The sequence below is a fragment of the Flavobacterium sp. GSA192 genome (genome assembly GCF_006386525.1).
Classification (GTDB): domain Bacteria; phylum Bacteroidota; class Bacteroidia; order Flavobacteriales; family Flavobacteriaceae; genus Flavobacterium; species Flavobacterium commune.
Window position 1 is genome coordinate 317,422 of the sequence record NZ_VAHC01000003.1, and the last position, 18,447, is coordinate 335,868.

At 32.6% G+C, this 18,447-nt stretch carries 16 protein-coding genes; 10 read left to right on the forward strand and 6 right to left on the reverse strand.

The window, feature by feature from the left end:
* Nucleotide 1 precedes the first annotated feature (1 nt).
* From FDM27_RS08220 to FDM27_RS08265, 10 genes are all read left to right on the forward strand, one after another.
* The gene (locus FDM27_RS08220; protein ID WP_140485911.1) at nucleotides 2-616 is read left to right on the forward strand and encodes a DUF2291 domain-containing protein; all 615 of its coding nucleotides are present in this window, start codon (nucleotides 2-4) and stop codon (nucleotides 614-616) included.
* Between the two features lies 1 nt (nucleotide 617).
* Nucleotides 618-2,108 carry a sugar ABC transporter ATP-binding protein gene (locus FDM27_RS08225; protein ID WP_140485912.1) on the forward strand — a complete coding sequence of 497 codons (1,491 nt, stop codon included), beginning with the start codon at nucleotides 618-620 and terminating at the stop codon, nucleotides 2,106-2,108.
* A gap of 86 nt (nucleotides 2,109-2,194) precedes the next feature.
* The gene (locus FDM27_RS08230) at nucleotides 2,195-3,085 is read left to right on the forward strand and encodes an ABC transporter permease (RefSeq protein WP_255510505.1); all 891 of its coding nucleotides are present in this window, start codon (nucleotides 2,195-2,197) and stop codon (nucleotides 3,083-3,085) included.
* 156 nt (nucleotides 3,086-3,241) lie between these two features.
* Nucleotides 3,242-4,738 carry an FGGY family carbohydrate kinase gene (locus FDM27_RS08235; RefSeq protein WP_140485914.1) on the forward strand — a complete coding sequence of 499 codons (1,497 nt, stop codon included), beginning with the start codon at nucleotides 3,242-3,244 and terminating at the stop codon, nucleotides 4,736-4,738.
* Nucleotides 4,739-4,834: 96 nt separating this feature from the next.
* Nucleotides 4,835-6,568 (forward strand): IPT/TIG domain-containing protein, encoded by a 1,734-nt coding sequence (locus tag FDM27_RS08240; RefSeq protein ID WP_140485915.1) that lies wholly within the window; start codon nucleotides 4,835-4,837, stop codon nucleotides 6,566-6,568.
* Nucleotides 6,555-7,901, forward strand: coding sequence for a hypothetical protein (locus tag FDM27_RS08245; protein WP_071185846.1), 1,347 nt, complete (start codon nucleotides 6,555-6,557; stop codon nucleotides 7,899-7,901). The genes FDM27_RS08240 and FDM27_RS08245 overlap by 14 nt, the downstream gene beginning before the upstream one ends.
* A gap of 641 nt (nucleotides 7,902-8,542) precedes the next feature.
* Nucleotides 8,543-8,950, forward strand: a complete 408-nt coding sequence (locus FDM27_RS08250; protein ID WP_071185847.1) for a hypothetical protein — start codon at nucleotides 8,543-8,545, stop codon at nucleotides 8,948-8,950.
* A gap of 313 nt (nucleotides 8,951-9,263) precedes the next feature.
* On the forward strand, nucleotides 9,264-10,919 hold the full coding sequence (locus FDM27_RS08255; RefSeq protein WP_140485916.1) for a sensor histidine kinase: 1,656 nt from the start codon (nucleotides 9,264-9,266) through the stop codon (nucleotides 10,917-10,919).
* The gene (locus FDM27_RS08260; protein WP_071185849.1) at nucleotides 10,916-11,548 is read left to right on the forward strand and encodes a response regulator; all 633 of its coding nucleotides are present in this window, start codon (nucleotides 10,916-10,918) and stop codon (nucleotides 11,546-11,548) included. The genes FDM27_RS08255 and FDM27_RS08260 overlap by 4 nt, the downstream gene beginning before the upstream one ends.
* Before the next feature lie 101 nt (nucleotides 11,549-11,649).
* Nucleotides 11,650-11,970, forward strand: coding sequence for a hypothetical protein (locus FDM27_RS08265; protein WP_071185850.1), 321 nt, complete (start codon nucleotides 11,650-11,652; stop codon nucleotides 11,968-11,970).
* 276 nt (nucleotides 11,971-12,246) lie between these two features.
* Here the strand turns inward: FDM27_RS08265 and FDM27_RS08270 are convergent, their stop codons facing one another.
* The 6 genes from FDM27_RS08270 to glyA all read right to left on the reverse strand — a co-directional run bounded on the left by FDM27_RS08270 (nucleotide 12,247) and on the right by glyA (nucleotide 18,418).
* On the reverse strand, nucleotides 12,247-12,996 hold the full coding sequence (locus FDM27_RS08270; RefSeq protein ID WP_140485917.1) for a LytR/AlgR family response regulator transcription factor: 750 nt from the start codon (nucleotides 12,994-12,996) through the stop codon (nucleotides 12,247-12,249).
* Entirely contained in the window at nucleotides 12,989-14,668 is a 1,680-nt protein-coding gene (locus FDM27_RS08275; protein ID WP_140485918.1) for a sensor histidine kinase, read from the reverse strand. The genes FDM27_RS08270 and FDM27_RS08275 overlap by 8 nt, the downstream gene beginning before the upstream one ends.
* A 133-nt stretch (nucleotides 14,669-14,801) precedes the next feature.
* A complete protein-coding gene (locus FDM27_RS08280) occupies nucleotides 14,802-15,296 on the reverse strand; it encodes a GNAT family N-acetyltransferase (RefSeq protein WP_140485919.1) in 495 nt (164 codons plus the stop codon).
* A 6-nt stretch (nucleotides 15,297-15,302) separates the two neighbouring features.
* Nucleotides 15,303-16,346: a GMP reductase gene (guaC, locus tag FDM27_RS08285; protein ID WP_140485920.1), complete on the reverse strand. Its 1,044-nt coding sequence runs from the start codon at nucleotides 16,344-16,346 to the stop codon at nucleotides 15,303-15,305.
* A gap of 108 nt (nucleotides 16,347-16,454) precedes the next feature.
* On the reverse strand, nucleotides 16,455-17,048 hold the full coding sequence (locus tag FDM27_RS08290; RefSeq protein WP_071185853.1) for a tRNA-(ms[2]io[6]A)-hydroxylase: 594 nt from the start codon (nucleotides 17,046-17,048) through the stop codon (nucleotides 16,455-16,457).
* Between the two features lie 95 nt (nucleotides 17,049-17,143).
* Nucleotides 17,144-18,418, reverse strand: a complete 1,275-nt coding sequence (gene glyA / locus FDM27_RS08295) for a serine hydroxymethyltransferase (protein ID WP_071185854.1) — start codon at nucleotides 18,416-18,418, stop codon at nucleotides 17,144-17,146.
* Nucleotides 18,419-18,447: the final 29 nt, after the last annotated feature.

An 18,447-nucleotide genomic window follows, 5' to 3' on the forward strand; every position in this document is an offset into this window, starting at 1 on the left:
CATGAAAAAAAAGTATGTATATATTTTAGCTTTCGTAATAATCGCAATTTTAGGATACAATTCGGTTTATTTCAAAAAACTGAGTGTCGTTAAAAATGCACAAAAAGAAAATTTCGATTTTAAAGCTTACGCTGATTCTATCTATTTCAAAGGCATTTTGAAAAGCAAAAAAACGATTGCTTTAACTAATTTAATCACTTCGGTAAAAACCAATCAGGAAGCTGCTTTTAAAAAGTATGGAAACCGACTTGGAATAGGAAATTCGGCTTATTTTATGATTCAAAGCACCGGAAAAATCATTGATATCAAAGATGGAGTTTACACTATTGCCGACGAAAAAAATGGTATCGTTTACATTGACACCAAATACATTTTCGGGAATGCTTTAAGAGACGCATCGGGCTTAGTAAAACTGACTGATTTTAAAACCAATACTCAATTTAATAAAGTTTCAGAATCGTTGAACGATATTGTTCGAAATGAAGTCATCCCAAAAGAAATTAAAAAGGTACAAATTGGCGATAGCGTTTCATTTTCAGGAGCCATCAGACTAAGTAAAAAACAAACTTTGTTTACCGACCTTTTAATTATTCCATCACAAATTAAACTTCAGTAAATTGTTAGAAGCAATTAACATATCCAAAGAATTCCCAGGCGTAAAAGCACTCAATCAGGTAAATTTTAAATTTTATCCTGCCAAAGTCAATGCCATATTGGGAGAAAACGGTGCGGGTAAATCGACCTTGCTAAAAATTCTGACAGGCGTTTACACCCAATACGAAGGTGAGATTCAATTGAATGGCGAAACCGTTTCATTTTCGAATATCAAAGAAGCTCAAAATGCGGGAATTGCCATTATTCATCAGGAATTAAATTTAATTCCTGAGCTTAGTGTAACAGAAAATTTATTTTTAGGAAGAGAAATTAAAACTTCATTCGGACTTTTAGATTCCTCAAAAATGGAAGCAGAAGCCAAACGTATTTTTGAAAAAATTCAATTGAACGTTGCTCCGAAAACTTTGGTACAACAACTAAAAGTAGGAGAACAACAATTGGTTGAAATTGCAAAAGCACTACTTTGTAATGCCGATGTTATTTTGATGGACGAACCTACTTCCGCCCTGAGCGACAAAGAAATAGACAACTTACATCGTATTATTTATGAGTTAAAAGCAGAAGGCAAAACCATTGTTTACATTTCTCATAAAATGGATGAATTATTCAAAATTGCTGAAAACTATACCGTTTTAAGAGACGGAAACAGCATTGATGCCGGGGAAATGAAAAACACCACCGAGCAGGAATTAATTCGAAAAATGGTAGGCCGTGATGTGCTTATCGAGAAAAAAAACACCGAAAATCAATTCGAAAATACTATTCTAAAAGTAGAAAACCTAAACCTGATTCATCCCAGCAATAAAAAAAGAAAACTTCTTCACGATATTTCTTTCGAATTAAAAAAAGGAGAAATTCTGGGCATCTTTGGTTTGATGGGAGCCGGAAGAACAGAACTTTTAGAAACCTTATTCGGAATGCACCCTGCAAACAGCGAATATAATCTTGAAATTGACGAAAAAAGCACTTTCCACAAAAAGCCAAAAGATGCTATTGGAAATAGATTGGCTTTTGTAACCGAAGATCGTAAAACCGAAGGATTGGTTTTAGGCATGGATATTTCGTCTAATATCAGCCTGACGAATCTGCCTACGTTTGGACTTTTGAATCCTTCAAAAGACAAGGCTTCTTCGAAAGATTATATCGAAAAGTTACGCATCAAGACACCATCTGAAATGCAATTGTGCCAAAATTTAAGTGGTGGAAATCAACAAAAAGTAGTTTTAGCCAAATGGCTCGCAACCAATCCTCAGATTTTAATGATGGATGAGCCTACCCGCGGAATCGATATCAATGCCAAAAATGAAATTTACAATCTAATAAAAGAACTCGCAACCAACCAAATGAGTATCATTTTAGTTTCTTCTGAAATTCCCGAAATACTAGCGCTTTCGGATCGGATTTTAGTAATGGCCGAAGGGAAGATTAAAGCTTCCTATTTAGCCGCAGAAGCCAACGAAGATAAATTATTAAAATCAGCCTTACCTGAATAATTATGAACATCTCTATTAACCACCCTATTATCAAAAAATCGCAATCCTTGATTGCACTATTTCTGCTGTGTTTATTTATTAGTCTCATGTCTGATAAATTCATGACCAGCACTAATCTTTGGAATGTATTAAGACAAATTTCTGTCAATGTTTGTATTTCTGTCGGAATGACATTAGTAGTTTTAATGGCGGGAATTGATCTTTCAGTAGGTTCAGTATTGGGGCTTACCGCAGCAATATGTGCCGGCTTATTAAAAAGCGGACTCTCTTTTGAATCCATGGATTTATTTGTAGGCTTTACCGTTTTAGGAGCCATTTTAGGAGCCATAGTTATCGGAATGGCCTTAGGTTTATTCAACGGCTGGGTCATTACTAAATTCTCCATTCCTCCTTTTGTGGCAACATTAGCCATGTTAACAATTGCCCGTGGATTAACGATGCTTTATACCGAAGGTATTCCCATTTCTAATTTAGGTCCTGAATTTGAGTTTATTGGTTCGGGATGGATTTTAGGAATTCCGGTACCGGTTTGGATATCACTGTTCATGGTCTTAATCGTAGTTTTTCTAACGAAAAAAACCACTTTTGGAAGATATATTTATGCCATTGGAGGAAATGAAAAAGCAGCATTTTTATCGGGAATCAGCATTAATAAAATAAAATTGGCTGTTTATGGAATTGCCGGAATGATGGCGGCTGTGGGTGGTGTTTTAGTCACTTCGAGACTAAATTCAGCCCAACCTAATGCCGGTATGAGTTACGAACTGGATTCCATCGCGGCAGTAGTTATTGGAGGAACTTCGCTATCAGGTGGTGTTGGGACAGTGGCCGGAACCGTGATTGGTGCGATAATTATTGGGGTTTTAAACAACGGATTGGTTTTACTGGATGTATCGCCTTTTTGGCAGCAAGTGGTAAAAGGTATCGTTATTTTATTGGCGGTGATTATCGATAAAATGAATCAGAAAAATAAATAATACATTAATTCTTTTTCCACCATTAAGAAATTAAGACAATTAAGACTTAATGCTCCTTAACTTCTTAATGGTGAAAATATTTCTATTCAATGTTTCTCTTTTAAAAATTGTTTATTATTTAACTGAGCTTTTAAAAGGCAAATTTTACACTAAAAAATGAAAAAATATATTCTTGCCATAGATCAGGGTACTAGCAGTACCAAAACCATACTTTTTGACGAATCAGGACAGGCTGCAGCTAAAGGCAGTGTCGATTTAAAAACGAATTATTTTGACAATGGTTTTGTGGAACAAAATCCTGAGGATATTTTCCAAAATGTACTCGACTCCGTAACTGAATGCCTAAATGATTTTACAAAAAAAGGGCTGGCTGTTTCAGACATTGTTTCCTGCGGTATCAGCAATCAAAGAGAGACTTTTATCCTTTGGGATAAAGATGGAAAAGCATTGGCTCCGGCTGTGGTTTGGGCTTGTAAACGCTCCATTGCTATCTGTACGGACTTAATCCAAAAAGGACAAAATGACTTTATCAAACTAAAAACGGGCTTATTATTAGACCCATATTTTTCTGGTACCAAATTACTTTGGCTGCTGGAAAATGATGCCGAATTAAAAGAAAAAGTGACCAAAGGCGAAGTCTATTTTGGAACGGTAGATTGCTGGCTTTTGTACAAATTGACCAATGGAACCCATTTTAAAACCGATTACACCAATGCTTCCCGAACCTTACTTTTCAATATTCATACCTTACAATGGGATGCTGAAATTTTAGAAACCTGGGGATTATCCAACTTAAATTTACCTCAACCCTGCCCTTCTTCACATGATTTTGGAATGGTTGATTTTGGACAATTTTTGGACAATAAAACCCCATTTTCTATCCCCATAACTTCTTTAATTGGCGATTCTCATGCAGCTACTTTTGGAGAAGGCTGTTTCGAAAAAGGTACTGCCAAAGTCACTCTGGGAACAGGAAGTTCGATAATGATGAACATTGGCGACAAAGCCATTTTATCCAATTCCGGAATGTTGACCACCATTTGCTGGAGTACCGAAAACCGCGTAGATTATGCGCTGGAAGGCGCTATTGTTTCCTGTGGTTCCACTATCGAATGGTTGAAAAACGAATTGCAATTGTTCTCCTCTGCTGCTGAAACCGAAGCTATGGCAAAAGCCATTCCGGACAATGCAGGTGTTTATCTGATTCCTGCTTTTAGCGGACTGGGTGCGCCACACTGGCAAATGAGCCGAAAAGCATCTATTGAAGGAATGACTTTTGGAACTACTAAAAATCATATTGTCAGGGCCGCCTTAGAAAGTATTCCGTACCAAATAAAAGATGTGGTGGAAGCCATGGCAAAAGACATGCAGGCCGCTTTAAAATCAATATCGGTAAACGGTGGTATGACTCAAAACAAATTTGTCATTCATTTTTTAGCCGACTTATTAGGAATTCAGTTGAACAAACAACGAAATCCGGACGTTTCTGCCTTAGGAGCTGCCTATTTATCCGGTCTTAAAAGTGGTGTTTACAGCAGTATTGAGCAACTTTCGGCAATTAATAAAAGTCAAACCGAACAGGTTTTAGCCGACTTAAATAATGAATTGCCTACAAAGGGATATCTGGGCTGGAAAGAAAAAATAGTTACTTAGAAAATCAACTTTTGGAAATTTTTAAGAAAAATGATGCGATTCCAATGTTTTTAGACAAAAAAAATACTACTTTAGCTACATCTGAAATTCCTTTTTATGCTAAAACTATCTTATCTAAAAAATACTATCTTTAAAAAAGTATTTTTCTTTTTTCTAGGACTAAGCTTTTTAATGATTTCCTGCAATAATTCTGATAATGATCCGGATTATGTTCCCCCTACTTTAAAAAACTTTCCGGAATCCGGTTTATTAGGTCAGCCTATATCCATTCAAATAGAGAATATGGAAATTGGTAAAATCCAGGTTTTTTTCGATTTGGAAGAAGCAGATGTAAAATATACAGCTGATAATGAGATTATGGTAATAGTACCAACATCTATTAAACGTTATAACCCAACTCTTAAGATTATTGATTTAAATGAAAATAAAACGATATTAAGTTCAACCTTTACATTAAAAAAACCTGTAATTACTAAATATAGCAGTGATAATATTTCATTTAATGAAACCCTTACCATATATGGGGAAAACTTTGACACCAATAGAAACTTAATAAAGGTATTGGTGAATAATGAAATTGCTCAAATTCAAAATACCGACTTCAATAAAGTTGAAATAATGATTCCTACTAAACTTACTACTGCAAATCTGGAAATAAAAGTTCAATCCCAACTTCAGGAAGCATCTTCTACTCTGCCTTTAGTCTTAAAAAATCCAATTATTAAAGGAACGCAGCTTAACCAAGTTTGGTTGCAACAAACTCTTGATGTCAATATAGAAAACGTGAATCCTAATAGCGAATTTGGCGAAGTATTTGTAAATGGTATTCCATGTTATTTTTCTGCTAGTACCAACAACATAATTGGAATCACTATTCCTCCAGGACCATACAAAGATTTTTTTGTTACTAATATCACTTACAAAACTGCAGGATTAACAACAAGTTATGATTGTAACATAAAAATTTTAAACAATTTTATTTTAGTTGACCATATCGACAATGCACAAACTGAATTCAACATTTTCATTCATAATAATAAAGCATATACTTTTTCATATACCATTCCTGGAACTGATGAATTTGAACGTTATTATACTTTTCTTGAATTTTCCCCTGTCACTGAAAAATGGAAACAAATATCAACATTTCATTACACCGGACATATAGTTAATGCTGTTTATGATGGGAACAACACCGTTTACTTTTACAAATTAGAAGGTAATAGTCAATCTTATAGTCTATCAAAATTTAATATGGATACAAACAAAGAGACTGCAATAGATTTACCTAACAATAAAATTGTAGCTCCTCTCCTCTTTGCCTTTCATGATAAACTCTATTTATATAGTGGATTAGACAGAACCAGTACCTCAACAACTGTTCGTAATAAAAAATATGAATATTCAAAACTTGATAACACTTGGAGAGAACTGTCATCTTCAGTTTTATCTGAGCTGCCTCTTACTAGTGAACATGCTGTTACTACCCCTATCGACTATGTATTCATTGGAGAAGATATTTATATCTCTTATGGATTGAACTACTCAACATTTAAAATAAGTCCAAACCTGAGTGTTACCAAAACCCCTTATGCACTCAGTTTTCAATACGGAAATAATATTATTGTCAAAAGTTCCTATGATTATCTCTATAATACAAAAACAAATAAATATGTGGCAGTAGACATTTTAAATTTAACCGGATATAGCAATAATTTCTTCACATTAAATAATGAGGTTTATTATTTAAGAAATAGTTGGTCTATGTATTATCAAAACACTATTTATACCCAAAAAATAAGTAAACAAATTTTAAATGGATTGCTTTAAACTAAAATATACATTTTACACTTTCTTCTTATTTATTATTCTAAGTTGTAGTTCCAATAATGATGATGACATTGATGATTCGCCATTAGAACTAACTATTACTAATTTTGAATCTTCAAATAATCAGGTCAAAATTGAATGGGAAACAATTAAACCAAAAGGATTAATTATTGAAGATTTATGCATCTATAGATTGGATAAGAATCAGGAAACCGATTTTGTTAGTGAAAAGCGTATTGCAAATTTACCTTCCAACGAAACGACATTTACAGACTATGATGTACCTTATAAAAAAGAAGTCTCATACAAAATAAGAATTAATTACAGAGACGAAAGAACTACTCCTATACAGTTTTTAAATTTAGAAAGTGAAGAAAAAAAATTCACTAGACAAATTATATCATTCACTAATGTTCCTTTCCAAGTACAAAAAGATCCAATACAAACAAATATTTTCCATATTTTGGACAAAAAAGGGAATGGGTATCTATATAAGTATAACAGTAGCAAAAACAACTTTGAATACACAAAAACATTTGATAATGGAAATCTTTTAAATAATCGATTTCAAATAATAAACACCAATGAAATTTATATCGCAGATACTAAAGGTAAGGTTTTCAGGTTAAATGCCGATAATTATAACACTATTGGAACTTATTCTACTTTAATTTCAGACAATCTAAATGCATTTGCCATTTCAGGTAATCGTATTTATTATCAGGATGAAGAAACTTGGAATTTTTATAATATTTCTACAGGGGGAAATAATAAAGTAGGACTCGTTACTTCAATGGATTATTCAGAATACCTGGGTAATGATATTTTTCTGTTTTTATATTCACAAATTGGATATGATGCAAAACTTTTTGGTTTTTCACCAAATACTTGTAATAATTTAGATTGCTGGCCAACCTTTTATAATTTCCCCAGAAATCCAACTAAAACATATTCTGTTGATCCCAATATATTTTCCTGGAACTCCAGTAAATCCAAATTTATAACATCCATAAATGGTTGTGTCTTTAATATTTCTGATATGAATATAGAAAAAAGTTTAAGTGACATTACTGGAAAACGCTATTTTCAATTTGCTTTTGATTCAAATGATACTATTTATGCTTGTGTACAAGCAGAAAAAAAAATCCATGTTTTCAACTCTAAGTATGAACTAATTGATATTATTGATACAAAATTATTTCCACTTTTTCCAATGAAAACAGATAATGATTTGAAAGTCATCGGAAGTTACGAACCTATTTCTTATTGGAGTTTTGGATATGGTTATTATTTCAACTTTAATATAGAATGTGCAATAGAAACTATTAATTGAAATAAAAAAATGATTGTTATTTTTCCCAGCTACTGAACAAAATAAAAAAGGGAAATTAACAACAAACAACATAATCTTATAAATAAACCTAAGGAAAAACAATTCTATGCTGTTTATTTAAACCTTTGCCGCCCCTGACTTTCGATGACCATGACAAATGAAGGAAGAGCCATAATGATGGAACATGTTGCTTATTGGACTGAAAAATGAATCCTCGACCGCACAGATATATTCATGCAACGATAGTCTGGAAATGTTTTCCGTGCCCGCAACAGTGAGTAAAAAATGTAATCTAAATTACTTTGTCGAGTTACTTACGGAGATTCCTCCTTCGTCGGAAAGACAAGATTGCGGGAATAGTTTCTTTTTTAACTCGATGAAAGCAATTGTCCCAACATTTTAGTTCTAATAATTCCCAGAAACTAATAAAATTAGCCCACCCGGTGATACGTTAACTCAAGAAACATACTAAACAAAAACACACTAAAAATCAACAACTTAATTAATTCAAAAACAGTTCTGTATCGATATTTTCATTAATTTAATGCTAGAATACAAAATCATTTAATATCAAAAAAAATGAATCCACCAGAGTAGCCGAAAACTGCATATTGAAAGAGTAGGCAACAAATATTTAGGTCATGAAAAAAATTACATTATCTCTTTCAATGTTGTTTTTCATTGTAAATTCTTTTTGTCAAACACAAACTACAACATTTTCGAAAGAATACTATTTAGAAAAAAGTAAAAAGCAAAAAAAAACAGGATGGATAGTACTGGGAACTGGTTTAGGAATTGCTGCAATTGGTGGATTGGTACAATTGAGTAATTCAAACTCAAGCTCTTGGAATTTCGATTTTACCGGAGCTTACATTGCTATAGGTGGAGGTGTTTTGTCACTAGCCAGCATTCCTTGCTTTGTGAGTGCCGCAAAAAATAAAAAAATGGCTGTTGCCTTAACTATTGATAATCAAAATATCCTACTTCCTCAAGACAATAGTTTCACTTTTAAAAAACAACCTTCACTCTGTTTAAGGATTGAATTATAATAAATTAAAGATATTCCCCTCCTTTAGATATGTTCAAACCTTAGTAGCACTACTGCACAAAATAAAATTCGACAAACTCAATCCTTTAGTGTGGTAAATTTATAAATCGATGCAGAGTATTCACTACTAGCGCAACTTGACGAGATGCTTCCTTTGTCAACGGGATAACTTTGTGGTCAAGTTAAGGTCGAAAATTGTATTTCCCAACTCTTAACTTCCATCTTCTAACTCCCCAACATTTAAAGAATTTAGTGTTATCTTTATGACTTGAATCCGATATATTCAAACAACTTTATCTTTAAAATAGATTTTAATGAACATCAAAACATTAATACTGATTATAATTAATAGTTTAATTGCATTGGTAATTGCTTTATTGTCTTTTTCTTCATACCAACAGTTTTCAAACGTTTTAAACGATCGTATTTTGCTGCAATTAAATTCTATTAAAACCCTCAAGCAAAACCAGATTGAACATGTATTAAAATCAGAATGGGAACGATTTGAAGCTTCCGAATTGTACAACCAAAACATTGACACTACCGTATTAAAGCTTCCGGATAGTATTAAAAACAACAATGGAATTTACGATTTTACAGCCTACCATGTAGCTAAAAAAACAACAATAGGTTTTATCGCCCAGTCAAAAAAGGGTACGAAGATTAAAATTTTTGATTACAACAAAATAAAAAAAATACTTCTGGAACGTACAGGAATGGGTGACAGTGGCGAATCCTACCTTGTTGGCGAAGATTTCCGAATGCGTTCTCAATCTCGTTTTTATCCAAACAAAATTCCTCACACTATAGTGGTGAAAACCAAAGGCGTGACCAATGCTTTTAAAGGTATAAATGGCAGAGGTGTTTTTGAAGATTACAGGGGCATTGATGTATATAGTGTGTACAGTCTGATAGTAGTAGGAAACCTAAAGATGGTTATTCTGTCTGAAATAGATGTGGATGAGGTTACGATTCCGTTAAAAGAATTGAAGGAAAGACTTGCAGCTTTAACTCTTGGAATTTTTTTACTGGCTGTTATGCTTTCTCTTTTCCTGACAAGAATTATTACCAACCCAATTAAAAATATGCAAAAAAGTCTCCGAATTATGGCAGAAGGAGACTATAACCAAACCAATGAATTTATAAAAAATTCGAAGGAAATAAAGGAAATGTTTGACGCCTTGGCCAATTTGAAAGCTTCTTTGCAAGGTGCCGTAAAATTCTCTGATGACATTGGTAAAATGAACTTACATACCAATTTTAAACCTAAAAGTTCTAATGATTTGCTAGGAAAAAGCCTTTTAGCAATGAGAGATAAGTTGATAGAGTTTAGAAATAATGAAGAAAATACCCGAATACTATCCAAACGGATGCTGGTAAACGGTATGGAAGATGAAAGGCGCCGACTTTCGCGAGAGCTCCATGATGGTGTAGGTCCTTATTTAACCTCTTTGAAACACTATATTGAGAATAGGGTTCAAAATGAATCGAAAAAAGCAGAAATGAAAAAAATAGTGGATGATACCATTGCTGAAATCAGATTGATGTCTAATGCCTTGATGCCTGCCTCAATAGATGATTTTGGAATTGGAGTTACCTTAACCAACTTTATCGAAAGCCTAAAAAAATCAACAACTGTAACTATTGAATACGAAGATTTAACCCAACAGGAAAATTCTAATATTACAAACCATCAGGCGATTAATCTTTTTAGAATAAGCCAGGAACTGATTAATAATTCATTAAAACATGCTAATGCAAAAAATATCAGGATTACACTTTCGGAATTTGATGAATTTATTTCTCTTTTTTATTTTGATGATGGTATTGGTTTTGATATCAAAACTGTTAAATTAGGTTTAGGAATTACTAACATCAAAGAACGTGTAGAAATTTGCAATGGTACAATTACCATCAATGCAAATCCCGGAAATACAACTTTTGAAATTGAATTACCCGTAGAATTATGAACGAAATCAAATTAATAATAGCTGATGATCATGAGCTTTTTAGAAACGGACTTGCAGAACTGTTAAGAAAACATGACGATATAAAAATAGTTAAAAGTGTTGGGGATGGCATTGAATTTATGGAGCTTATCAACAGCCAATTAGAGGCTGATATTGTATTACTGGACATTACTATGCCCAAAATGGATGGTTTTCAGGTTTTAAAAGAATTAAAAACCTTAAATTCTGATATAAAACCTATTGTAATTTCGATGCACAATGATGGAAATTACATTGCAAAATGTGCTAAAATGGGTGCTTTCGGATATCTATTAAAAAACACAGATGAAGCCGAATTAATCCTTGCAATAAGGAGCGTTTATAATGGAAAAAAATATTTTAGTGCTGAAATTTCTGAAAAAATGATAAACTTTATGTCAACACAAAGCATCAGTGAAAATGTTTTATCCAATAAGGAAACCGAAGTTTTAGGATTAATTGCTAAGGGGTTAACAACTAAAGAAATTGCTACTAAACTATTTGTAAGTTCCCGCACCATAGAAACCCATCGTGCCAATGTTTTAAAAAAGTTAGAAGTAAAAAATACCGCCGAACTCATTAAAAAAGCAACAAAAATGAATTTAGTATAAAAATATCCGTATAAATACGGATGCAAATTGGGTAAATTCACATAATACTAAAACCCTATTACTGATTGTAAATTTATAAAAAACAATAAACAGTAATAGTTATGAAAAATATAGCATTAATATTAGGAGTTTTATTAATTTCATTTAGTGCATTTGCACAAGAGGAAAGTAATGTAAAACAAAGTGATTTAAAAGGTCCAGCTTATAAGAATTACAAACATTGGATGCACAAAACAGTGCCTACCAAAATATATTCAGAAAACAACAAAACATCACTTCAAGGACCTGCATACAAAAACCAACAACCGGGGAGAAATACTTCTAGCCAAGACTTGGTTGAAGTGAAAATAGGTGATTCTGAAAGACAAAAGTTGACTGGACCTGCATACAAAAACCATGGTCCATGGAGTAAAAAAGGTTAACATCTGACTAACTGAATGAGATCGTTTAGAGATTTATCTCTATCTAAAATCTGATTCAATTGACGATTACAAAACTAAAGAGGCTGTCTGAAAAGTAATTTTCGGGCAGCCTTTATTTATTATTAAAGGATTTAAAACTTGGTTATTTAAAAGCTAATTAGATCTCTTAAACCTCCTTCTTCAACACATAATCGTCAATTAATTAACTCCTTTCTAAATCAATTTTAATTTCGTCCAAATTTTTTGAATCAAATTATGAATCAAATTACAATCATTTTAAATTAATTTCTTTTTTACAAAATCTTTCTTTTGACGAGAAACAGGAATTCTAGTTAAATCATAAAGCAATAATACATCGCCATCCTCTTTAAGTAAGCTCTTCACATATTTTTTATTTACTAAATGTGACTGATGAGAACGAATAAATCCATAAACACTTAATATTTTATCATATTCATAAATTGGTAGAGTAGAAATAATAATTTCTCCTTCATCCGTAAAAAACAAAGTATAACTATTATCACTTTCGCAACGAATAATATTTTTAACATATATGAATCTGATTTCCTTAAGAGATGAAATAGCAATACGATGATGTTCTGAATTACTTTGATTTTCTTGCAAATGGTAAAGTAAATTTTGCAATTGTAAGTTTTGCTTTTTATTCTGGAGTTTCTCCTTAGTTTTAGTAACTGCTTTTTTTAGCTCTTCAATATCTATTGGTTTCAAAAGATAATCAATAGCCGAAAATTTTATGGCTTGAATACCATATTGACTGAAAGCTGTCACAAAAATCACTTCAAAATCATATGAATTAAGTTCTTGTAAAAGTTGAAAACCATCCTTCTCTGGCATCTGAATATCTAAAAAAACTAAATCCGGTTTATTATTTTGGATAAGTGTTATTCCTTTATTAGGGTCAGATGACGAACCAACAATGTTAACCTCTGGGCAATATTTTTCCAGCAATCGTTGCAGATTGATTATATTGTGTGATTCGTCATCAATGATAATTCCTCTAATCATTTTTGAGCCAGTTTTTATAATAAATAGTGACTTTTGTTCCAAAAGAATCACTTAGAATTTTCATATCAATTTTCTTCATTTTTGATGATTGATTAAATAATGAAATTCTGTCTTTTACTAATTTTAATCCAAAACCTTTATTTTGTGCTAAAATATCAAAACCTTTTCCATTATCAGATATCTCAAAAATTAAATCGCTATCTTTTTTAAATATTCTAATGCTAATTTTGGCATTTTCTTTGTTTGAAATTCCGTGCTTAACGGCATTTTCTATCAAAGGCTGAATCAAAAGAGGAATAATTTCTACCTCATAAGGACTTATGGTTTCATCAATCGAAAAAACATATACAAAAGGTTTTCTTAATTGTTCTAACTCCATATAATTATTGATACTTTTAATTTCGTTAGCAAGACTATCCGTTTCATTTTCACTAGAATTCAATATATTTCTAAGAAGAGTTGCAAAACCAATCAAATATTGATTTGCTTTTTCTATTTGATTATCATTCAACAATCCTTGAATAGAACCTAATGCATTGAATAAAAAGTGTGGATTCAATTGGGCATAAAGGGTTTTAAGTTTCATTTTCTGTTGTGCTTGTTTTCTTTTTTCTTTTATCCTAAACCAAAAAATAAAAACAATAGCAATAATAAGAAGACAAAAAATCCCAACTGTAATCTTAAACCATATTGTCTGATACCATTCTGCTTCTGTAAACCATTTGTAAGTTGCAACATATTGTGGATTGACTTTGTAACGAACTTCGAGCATATACTCCGTTCCTGGTTCCTTCAAATACATAAAAATAAAACCATTCGATTTTTTCCATTCCCCTGATTTTGAATTTATACTTGTACGGTATTCAAAGCTATTATCAGTTCGCTTTTTTTTACTAGGTTTTCTAAAAACCAAACAAAAATTTTCGCCTTTACTATATGTTTTTAAATTACCTCCACTACTTGTATCATAATTTTCAGGCCAATCATCATAGAATTTTGATTCATCAGTTAATTTGACTTTAGCTAATTCATCCATAGAATTATTAATAAAATCTTCAAAACTTAACTGTTTTTTAAAATCATTTGAAATTTTATTTATAATAAAAGGTTTTCTAGCACTTTCTTTCTTTTGTATATGCAATTTCAAAGAAATTTCTTGTCCTTTTTTTCTAAATAAAAGATCTATTATATCCCCTTTAACTAATGAATCAGAATAAAAAAAATATCCCGTTTCATTATATGTTTTCTTATAATAAACACTAAAAATAGTGTCATTATACTTTTTTGATTTTGTGACAAAAGCCCAATTTTTTACAATTTTATTATTTTTTAAAATCTGAATTTCTAGATTTTCCATTTTATATAAATCTTCAATTGCATCAAGATTACTATATACAAATTGCCCTTCTCTAATTTCAGTATCCCCTCTTTGGGAGTTGACTAACTTTAAATTTATGTTTTCACCTATTACCGTTAAATCATATTCAATTGGCACTTTATCAATAGCTCTTTTTTTAACTTCGCTATTATCTAAAATGAAGTTGTTTTGAAGTCGGATAGCAATATATTTTAGATCAAAATAACCATTATTTAAAGGTTGATCATTTCCATTTCTTGATTGAGCAAAACTCAATGAACAAAATAGTAAAAGTAGATGGATATAATATTTCATAATTTTAATTTTTTAGTAAATAATACATTTTTATAAGGCAAATGTAGATTCACTATAACAAAGAAATATTGAGTTTTTGAATCAGGTAGAAATACCCTTGAATTAGGTAATATAATAGCAAATAAACCCACAATCATATTTTTAATTCCATCACATAATCTTCCATCAAATAGCCCAATCCAATTTCAATATCAATCTCTTGAATGATTTTGAAACCCATTTTGTGATAAAAACCTATGGCTTTATTGAATCGGTTGACGTTTAATAGAAGACTTTTAGAACCATTAACAATAGCTCTTTTTTTAATATTCTCAACTAACAACTTCCCTATTCCTTTTCCTTGAGTTTCAGGAAGAATATAAATTTTATGGATTTTTGTAGTATTCTTATTTTGGTAATGATACTCAAAAGAGGCGAAACCTAAACAAATATTATCTTCCTTAGCTAATATAAATTCATGTCCGTTTTTCATATTAGCTCGCAAGGCTTCTTCAGAATAAAAAGCATTAAGCATGTATTCTAATTGCGCTGGAGACAAAATTTCACCATAAGTAAGCGGCCAGGTTTTATGGGCTATTTCAGTAATACTATTTAAATCGACAACGGCAGCTTTAACAATGTGTATCATCAATAATTATTCGGTAGTAAAAACTCTATTTTCTTGTTCGCTTACCCGTATAAAAGTGGTTCTTTTAGTCAATTCTTTTAATCTAGAGGCACCTACATAAGTACAGCTGCTTCGTAAACCTCCCAAAATATCTAAAACGGTATCTACTACATAACCTTTAAAAGGAATTTTCACTGCCTTTCCTTCACTGGCTCTGTATTCGGCAACACCGCCTACATGTTTTTTCATGGCTGTGGCAGAACTCATGCCGTAAAACTGCTTGTACTTTTTACCATTAATTTCCAATAGTTCTCCCCCACTTTCGGTATGTCCGGCAAGCATTCCGCCAAGCATAACAAAATCAGAACCGGCACCAAAGGCTTTTGCTATATCGCCCGGAGTCGTACAACCACCATCACTGATAATATGACCTCCTAATCCATGCGCAGCATCGGCACATTCTATAATGGCTGAAAGTTGTGGATAACCCACACCTGTTTTTATTCGGGTAGTACAAACCGAACCGGGACCAATGCCTACTTTTATAATATCGGCACCAGCCAAAAGTAATTCTTCTACCATTTCGCCAGTTACCACATTCCCGGCAATAATTACTTTATCTGGAAATTGTTTTCGGGTTTGTTTCAGAAAGTTCACAAAATGCTCCGAATACCCATTGGCAACATCAATGCAGATAAATTTCAATAATGGATTAGCGGTAATAATTTCGATTACCTTTTTGAAATCATTTTTTCCAGTTCCTGTACTAACGGCGATATAATCATAAAAATCAGGAGTCGCATCTTCAAGAAACACGTTCCATTCTGAAACCGAATAATGCTTATGAATGGCAGTGAATAATTTATGCTTGGCTAATTCCTTAGCCATTTCAAAAGTCCCCACAGTATCCATATTAGCAGCCATAATAGGAATTCCACTCCATTTGGTCGTGCTGTGCAAAAACTTAAATTCCCTATCTAAAGAAACCTCAGCTCTACTTTTTAACGTAGACCGTTTGGGTCTGATCATAACATCTTTAAAGCCTAATTTAAGATCGGTTTCTATTCGCATAATTATCACTTTTTAATCGGTTATTGGAAAATAACTTTTATTATTCTTAAAAGTAATGAATTTTACGCGAGAATTATGCAATTAAAAAAGAGACTTATCAACTATATATTAACCGTGAATGGTTTCGTTTTTTCCGTAATTAGAAATAATGGATTCTTCAAATTCCAACCATTCTCTCCAACGTTTTTCGACATCAATTCCTTCGCCATATTTTCGGGCATAGGTAATAAAAGTAGTGTAATGTCCCGCTTCACTTTCCATCAATTCTCTGTAAAAAACAGCCAATTCTTCGTCCTGAATGTTTTCTGAAAGTACTTTGAAACGTTCGCAACTTCTGGCTTCAATCATTGCCGAAAAAAGCAATCTTTCAACCAAACCTGAAACTCGGCTTCCGTTTCCGCTTCTTTTCATGTATTGGTACAATTCGTTTACATAATCGTCTTTACGCTCGCGACCTAACTTTAATCCGCGTTTGATGATTAGATTATGTACCTGTTCGAAATGATCGATTTCTTCTTTGGCCAAAGCCAATAAATCTTTAACCAAATCCTGGTGTTCTGAATTATTGGTAATAATTGTAATGGCGTTGGTTGCTGCTTTTTGCTCGCACCAAGCGTGATCCGTCAAAATTTCCTCTATGTTTTTCTCTACAATATTCACCCATCTTGGGTCGGTTGGTAATTGTAATCGTAATACGCCCATGTTTTTAGTCTTAAAAGTTAAATAGAAAAGAAAAAGTCGAAAGTCAAGAATTATACTTTCGACTTTCGACTTTAAAAAATTTAAATGTGTTATTTTTAGAAAACGAAAATAGCTCTTTCGCTCATCATTTCGTTTACTTCTTCAGCTACTTCTTCAATAACATCTTCGTTAGTATGATTTGTCAATACTTTATCAATCATAGCAACAATAGTTTCCATATCTTCTTCTACTAAACCACGAGTTGTGATTGCAGCAGTTCCCACACGGATACCAGAAGTAACAAATGGAGATTTGTCATCAAAAGGAACCATGTTTTTATTTACAGTGATTTCGGCTTTTACCAAAGCATTTTCAGCATCTTTCCCAGAAATCCCTTTGTTTCTTAAGTCAATTAACATCATGTGGTTGTCAGTACCTCCAGAGATGATGTTGTATCCTCTTTTTACAAAAGCATCAGCCATTGCATTAGCATTCTTTTGCAATTGACGTGCGTAAGTAAAGAACTCATCTTGTAAAGCCTCACCAAAAGCAACCGCTTTAGCAGCGATAATATGCATTAAAGGTCCTCCTTGATTCCCAGGGAAAACAGCTAAGTCTAATAAAGCAGACATCATTCTGATTTCACCTTTTGGAGTAGTTAATCCCCATGGATTTGGGAAATCTTTCCCCATCAAAATCAAACCACCACGAGGTCCACGTAAAGTTTTGTGAGTTGTAGTAGTTACAATATGACAGTGAGGAATTGGGTCATTCAATAATCCTTTAGCAATTAATCCGGCTGGATGCGAAATATCAGCCATTAAAATAGCACCAACACTATCAGCGATTTCTCTAAAACGAGCAAAATCCATATCACGAGAATAAGCCGAAGCTCCAGCGATGATTAATTTTGGCTGCTCTTTAGTAGCAATTTCCTGAATTTTATCATAGTCTAAACGACCTGTTTCTTTGTCAACTCCGTAAAAAACAGGGTTGTAAACACGTCCTGAGAAGTTTACAGGAGAACCGTGAGTCAAGTGACCACCGTGAGATAAATCAAAACCTAAAATTTTGTCACCTGGTTTCAAACAAGCGTGAAACACAGACGCATTAGCCTGAGAACCTGAGTGAGGCTGTACGTTTGCATACTCCGCTCCAAACAATTCTTTAGCTCTATCAATTGCAATTTGCTCAACAATATCTACTACTTCACAACCTCCGTAATATCTTTTACCTGGGTATCCTTCTGCATATTTATTTGTCAAAACTGAACCAGCAGCTTCGATCACCTCATCACTTACAAAGTTCTCAGAAGCAATAAGTTCTAATCCGTGTATTTGTCTGTCTTGTTCTTCAAGAATAAGTTCAAAAATTTGTTTGTCGCGTTGCATTTTTTAGATTTTAAATAATTTAGCGCAAA

What these genes read in the sequence shown, in the direction of transcription:
- guaC (WP_140485920.1), bottom strand. Translation starts at nt 16,346, where the DNA reads ATGCGAATAGAAACCGATCTTAAATTAGGCTTTAAAGATGTTATGATC.
- FDM27_RS08265 (WP_071185850.1), top strand. Translation starts at nt 11,650, where the DNA reads ATGAAAAATATAGCATTAATATTAGGAGTTTTATTAATTTCATTTAGT.
- FDM27_RS08230 (WP_255510505.1), top strand. Translation starts at nt 2,195, where the DNA reads ATGTCTGATAAATTCATGACCAGCACTAATCTTTGGAATGTATTAAGA.
- FDM27_RS08280 (WP_140485919.1), bottom strand. Translation starts at nt 15,296, where the DNA reads ATGATACACATTGTTAAAGCTGCCGTTGTCGATTTAAATAGTATTACT.
- FDM27_RS08260 (WP_071185849.1), top strand. Translation starts at nt 10,916, where the DNA reads ATGAACGAAATCAAATTAATAATAGCTGATGATCATGAGCTTTTTAGA.
- FDM27_RS08240 (WP_140485915.1), top strand. Translation starts at nt 4,835, where the DNA reads ATGCTAAAACTATCTTATCTAAAAAATACTATCTTTAAAAAAGTATTT.
- glyA (WP_071185854.1), bottom strand. Translation starts at nt 18,418, where the DNA reads ATGCAACGCGACAAACAAATTTTTGAACTTATTCTTGAAGAACAAGAC.
- FDM27_RS08250 (WP_071185847.1), top strand. Translation starts at nt 8,543, where the DNA reads ATGAAAAAAATTACATTATCTCTTTCAATGTTGTTTTTCATTGTAAAT.
- FDM27_RS08270 (WP_140485917.1), bottom strand. Translation starts at nt 12,996, where the DNA reads ATGATTAGAGGAATTATCATTGATGACGAATCACACAATATAATCAAT.
- FDM27_RS08245 (WP_071185846.1), top strand. Translation starts at nt 6,555, where the DNA reads ATGGATTGCTTTAAACTAAAATATACATTTTACACTTTCTTCTTATTT.
- FDM27_RS08220 (WP_140485911.1), top strand. Translation starts at nt 2, where the DNA reads ATGAAAAAAAAGTATGTATATATTTTAGCTTTCGTAATAATCGCAATT.
- FDM27_RS08235 (WP_140485914.1), top strand. Translation starts at nt 3,242, where the DNA reads ATGAAAAAATATATTCTTGCCATAGATCAGGGTACTAGCAGTACCAAA.
- FDM27_RS08275 (WP_140485918.1), bottom strand. Translation starts at nt 14,668, where the DNA reads ATGAAATATTATATCCATCTACTTTTACTATTTTGTTCATTGAGTTTT.
- FDM27_RS08290 (WP_071185853.1), bottom strand. Translation starts at nt 17,048, where the DNA reads ATGGGCGTATTACGATTACAATTACCAACCGACCCAAGATGGGTGAAT.
- FDM27_RS08255 (WP_140485916.1), top strand. Translation starts at nt 9,264, where the DNA reads ATGAACATCAAAACATTAATACTGATTATAATTAATAGTTTAATTGCA.